The 4,454-nt window shown below is 64.3% G+C and carries 3 protein-coding genes; all 3 read right to left on the bottom strand.

What is annotated here, in order from left to right:
* Positions 1 to 693 precede the first annotated feature (693 nt).
* Entirely contained in the window at positions 694 to 1,026 is a 333-nt protein-coding gene (gene trxA / locus I73_RS15090) for a thioredoxin (RefSeq protein ID WP_022981382.1), read from the bottom strand.
* A 156-nt stretch (positions 1,027 to 1,182) separates the two neighbouring features.
* On the bottom strand, positions 1,183 to 2,985 hold the full coding sequence (locus I73_RS15095) for an ABC transporter ATP-binding protein/permease (RefSeq protein ID WP_083876772.1): 1,803 nt from the start codon (positions 2,983 to 2,985) through the stop codon (positions 1,183 to 1,185).
* Between the two features lie 83 nt (positions 2,986 to 3,068).
* Positions 3,069 to 4,454 (bottom strand): TonB-dependent siderophore receptor (locus I73_RS15100; protein ID WP_022981384.1); only part of this gene is annotated, 1,386 nt, incomplete at its 5' end.

Raw genomic sequence — 4,454 nt, forward strand, 5'->3', positions numbered from 1 at the left:
CGGGGTTGGGGGCGATGTAGAGCTGGTGCATCTCGTGNAGACGGGCCTTCGTCCTTTCATGGCGCTCCGGGCTCCAGCCCAGGACCGTTTCCGCGTCAACGAGCTGGGTCCAGCTGCGCAGCACCTCGGCGACCGAGGTGGGCGCCACCACCGGGCTCCACGCGGCAGACTCGATGCAACCCGCCTCACGCTTCTGAGCATCGTCCGCCGCGTTGGCCAGGGCCTCGGCCGCCTGTTGGCGAGCCGCACGCCACTGGGCATTGGATGGCGCCTCGCCGTTCGCGGCCGCCTGGTGGAGCGCCAGCACGGTGCCGCGGGCCTGGGCCAGGCTGGGCGACGTGCATGCGAGCGAGGCCAGCGCGGCCGCGATGACCGCACTGCCCAGATGGGTCGTGTCCGCACCGGGCTGGATGGCGCCCAGCACCTCGGTGGCCTCTGCCATGGCGTCATTGGACGCCAGCGCGTCGAGGGCGTACGCCACCCATGCGGCCAAACCGGTGCGCCGTTCCCACTCGGCGGGATCTGCCACATCGACAAGCGCCGCTGCGAGGCTGCACTTGCCCCCGCCCCCCATGAACAGAAGCCCCGGCGTCAGTTCCTTGGCCACTTGGCGCCTGGCCAGGCGCTGCAGCGCCGATTCGCGAACCGCCACATCGCCCTGGAAGGCCTGGAGAGAAGTCACTTGCGTCATGCTCAATTCCCCAGGACTTTGTCCAGCGCGGCGGCGATGCGGCTCTTGGAGATGACGCCAAGAATGCGCTCCTTCTCCACGCCGTCCTGCAGCACCAGCAGCGTCGGCAGGCCACGGATCTCGAACTTCGCGGCCGCCGCCTTGTTGTCGTCGGCATTGATCTTCGCGACCTTGACTTCCCCCGCGTACAGCTTCGCGATCTCTTCCACCGCCGGCATCAGCATCTTGCAGGGACCGCACCATTCGGCCCAGAAATCGACCAGCACGACGCCCTTGGCATCGAGAAGTTCAGCGGTGTAGGAGGCATCGGTGGCGATGGTGACGAGCTCTGACATGTGAGGCGTTCCTGTGGGCGTCCGGCCATCGGGCCTGCGGGCTGCGCGATGGGGGACGGAAAAACGAAAGCTAAAGTGTATGGATTCGACGGGGAAAAACTCAGTACGGTTTGGCGATACCCCGTCAATCTGTACCGACAACTGTCTCATGACAATTCAGGCGGCGGCCCGTGCTACTGGGGTGAGTTCCAGCACCGTGGCGTGGAAGCGCGCCAGCGACTCGCGATGGGCCACGCTGACGATGGCCCCGGAACCGAGTTCCGCGGACAGCAGTTCGTAGAGCCGCTGTTCGCCGGCCGGGTCGAGCGCACTGGTGGCCTCGTCCAGGAAGACGAAGCTCGGCTTGTGCAGCAGCACCCGCGCAAACGCGATGCGCTGCTGCTCGCCGCCGGACAGCCTTTGCTGCCAGCGCTCAACCTGGTTGATCTGAAAGGCCATGTGCTCCAGGCCGACCTGGCCCAGGGCACGGACACACTGCTCCTCGGAGAAGGCCTGCGGCCCCTGCGGGTAGCACAGTGCCGCGCGCAGCGAGCCGCTCGGGATGTAGCTGCGTTGCGGCAGGAAGAGCATCGTGCCCGCCCCTGGCAGCCTGACCACCCCTTCGCCGTGCGGCCACAGGCCCGCCAGCGCCCGCAGCAAGGTGCTCTTGCCTGTGCCGGAGGTCCCCCGGATCAACAGCCGCGTGCCCGGCTCGACACGCAGGGGCGGCACATGCGTGAGCATGCGGCCCTGCGGCGTGCGCAAGGCGATGGGGCCGCTCACCAGCGATGCGCCGGCCTCCCGGGTGACGGAGATGCCGCTGGGGCGGTTCTGTGCCTCGTCCAGTGCGGCGGAGAGGTCGCGCACACGGTTGGCAACGGCAATCCAGGCCATCACGTTGGTGTAGGCCTGGGAGAAGAAAGCGAGCGCGTTCACCACGCTGCCGAACACCGCGACCACCTGCGTCAGGCCGCCGTAGGTCACCTTGCCCGCGAAGTACAGGGGCAGGGCGGCAACCGTTGGCAGAGGCGAAAGCATGCTCCCGTACACGGTCTGGAAGAACGAGACCCTTCCAGTCCGGACGAGCNAGGCGATCACGTTGTCGCGCACGAAGGCGAACCGTTCCACAAGGCGGCTTTGCTCGCGGAGGCCGCCACCGTAGAAGGCCACCTGCTCCGCGTTCTCACGCAGCTGCATGGCCAGGAAGCGGTAGTCGGCCTCGACGCCCTGCTTCTCCATGTTCAGCGGCAGCATGCGGCGGCCGAACAGGTGTGTGACCAGGAAACTCCCCAGCGAGTAGATGATGGCGATGTAGACCAGATAGCCATGGATCTCGACATGCCATGGGCCGATGTCGAAGCTCAGCAACTGCGAAAGATGCCAAAGCAGGACGGCAAAGGTCACAAGCTGCAGGAAGACGCCGACGATGCTCGTGAACATCCTGAGCGAATCCTCCACGAAGATCCGGACATCCTCTGCAATGCGCTGATCGGCGTTCTGGAGAATGCCCTCGCGCTCGATGTCGTAGAAGGCATTGCGCGAGGTCCACCGCTCCTGCAACTGCTCGGTCAGCCAGGTGCGCCACCGCAGCTTCAGGTAGTCCGTGAGCGCCGCGTTCGAAATCACGGTGGTCTGCGACACCACGGCGACGATGACGCTCGTCAGCATGACGGAGCGGAAGACATCCCACTTCCGATCGACCAGGGCATCAATGACCTGGGCATGCAGCTTGGTGGTGTACACCATGAGGCCCGTGGAGCCAAAGGTCACCACGAGGATGACGGAGAACAGCGCCAGGGCCACCCACCGGTCCTTGCCGATCCAGTACTGAAGGAGGAAGCGGAAAAAGGACTCGCGGCGAAACCCAGCATGCGTGCTGCCATGACCCGCCTCAGGGCTGTCGGGTTCGGTGAGGTCCGCGGGGTGGTCGGGTGCCTTGGGCGGCACAACCTGGTCTGGGTCGTTCGATGGGAGGTTCATGTGGGTGCGATGCCTGGAATGCAGAAAGGATTGGGCACGCCAATGCCCAATCCTTCTTCGATGCCGTGCAGCCTTTGCTGCCGTCAGTTGAAGTCGCGGACCAAGGTGAACATCACCGTGCGGCCCGGAAGCACTGGGATGAACGAGTTGCTGGTCGAGATGCCATAGAGGCGATGGTTGGCGATGTTCTTCACACCCAGCGTGGCACGCCAGTTGGGCTGCTTGTAGAACAGGCTTGCGTCGACCTGGACCTGCCCCGGCTCGGTGAACTGGGTCACCTTGCTCCTGCTGCCCAGCTGGCTGCTGTTGGCCGTGATGCCCATGCCAACGCCCAGGCCTTGGGTGGCCTCGAACGGAAGGTCATAGGTGGTCCACAAGTTGATCTTGTGCATCGGATGGCCCGGGTTCGGCGTCGTCGGGTCCTTGTCATTGTGCAGCTTGGAGTAGGTGTAGTTCATGATCGCGTTCCAGCCCTGGGCCAGCTGGCCCTGGGCATCCATCTCGATCCCCTTGCTGGTCACGCCCGGCCCGACACTGGTACAGCGATGAATCGAGTCGTAGTACATGGAGTTGGACTGATTGATCTCGAAGGCCGACGTGGTCAGCGACATCAGGTTGTCCATGAACTGGAACTTGGCCCCGACCTCCTTGTTGGCCGCGATCATGGGTGGGACGATGCCGCCACCGCAATTGAGGGCAGTTTGGGGTTCGAAGCCCTTCGAGTAGCTGGCATAGAGCGATGTGTCTTCGCTCACGCGGTACACGACACCCGCACCGGGCGTGTTCGACTTGATGTTCGCGGTCGGCGGGTTGGACACCACACCCATTTCGACAAAGTTCGTCGAAGTCTGCACCGTGTAAGCCGTGTGTCGGAAATTCAGCAGCGCGCTCCAGTCGTCATAGGTCATAAACTCCTGGATGTACTCCGAACGCTGACTGTCCTTGACGTAGTCCAGCGAGGAGACGACGGACGAGAGGGAGCGCACCTCGGGGAAGGCAAAGCCCGAAGCCGGGTAGACCTTGATGCGCTGCGTCTTCCCGTCGAACTCGGTCGCGTGCAGCGTGTAGTCGTCATGCCCGAAGCCGACGGACAGCTTGTGCTGGACCGGGCCGGTTTCGAAGTCGAAACGGAAGTATTGGTCCCCGCTGACCTGGGTGGATTGCTGAATGTTGCGGGTGGGGAAGAACGTCACCGTGCCGTCAGGCTGGCCGGGCGCGGCACCGCGGGCGTAGTTCAGGCCGAACGGTGACCAGAGGTGCAGGTCCAACATGTCGCGGGTCCACTGCACGCGGCTGATGAACGTGGCCCAGGGGGTGACCTTCTGCTGCAGGTCGTACCACATCTTCTTGTCGGTGACATCGAACCCATCCGCCGGATTGCTCATGGCCATGCTCGGCACCGGCATGATGACCCCATCCTTGCGTGCGAAGGTGTAGAGCGGAATGGGCTTGTGCGACCGCTCGTAGGA

Source organism: Ideonella sp. B508-1 (assembly GCF_000333615.1).
Classification (GTDB): domain Bacteria; phylum Pseudomonadota; class Gammaproteobacteria; order Burkholderiales; family Burkholderiaceae_C; genus Ideonella.

Bases quoted from the DNA above. Each gene is read 5' to 3' on its own strand.
- trxA (WP_022981382.1), bottom strand. From the start codon at position 1,026: ATGTCAGAGCTCGTCACCATCGCCACCGATGCCTCCTACACCGCTGAA.